1 protein-coding gene is annotated in these 680 nt (G+C 46.0%); it reads left to right on the top strand.

Features of this window, described 5'->3' with window-relative positions; genetic code table 11:
- Positions 1 to 450: 450 nt before the first annotated feature.
- A partial coding sequence (locus tag ACYVI9_RS15015) for a hypothetical protein (RefSeq protein WP_460765945.1) occupies positions 451 to 680 on the top strand: 230 nt, incomplete at its 3' end.

Here is a 680-nt window from a genome sequence, read left to right as displayed (position 1 = left end):
TTGTGTGCCGTGCATGTCGGGTTACTAGGAGGTGAAAGTCCTCTGTGGGGGTTTGTAATCGCCAACCACTAGCTAAGAGCAAGGGTGTCCATCGTGAGGTGGAATCTGAAGGAAGCTTACGGCAAAATTCTGCTCCGAGGAATACGAATCATATCAGGCACAATCACTGTGGGTAAGGTTGCAATACAAACTGAAGCCCCAAGATTACACGGACAGTGTAGTGTAAATATGGCGGAGACATGGAATGAAAGTAAACATCGACTTACCACGGGAGATCTCTCAGACGTACGGACGTAAATATTCGGAAGTGCGGCTAACAATCGCTGAGAGAAGTCAGCCGAGGTCATAGTAGCAGGGATAAGAGCTTGTCAGCTATAAGCTTAAAACAAGAGCCTCACGAACTGCGAAGGACTGAACCTTAGTAGATAAGAATTAAATGAATGTTACCTAATGAAAGGTAGAAAGCAGAAAATCTTGAATAAAACCAAGGGCAACCCTCCGAAAGATAGAACAGCATTCGAAGGATACGGGGGTGCGCAGACTTTCATGTGGATAGCTGAAAACAATCTTATCGAGCCAGATGCACGAGTATCAGAGAACGGACTATTAGAGTATATTCTTTCCCCAGCTAATCTGAGAAGCGCTTACCAACGGGTTAAGAGCAACGGAGGGGCAGCTGG

It is taken from the genome of Niabella terrae (assembly GCF_054783135.1).
This window is presented reverse-complemented; position numbering and strand designations above follow the sequence as displayed.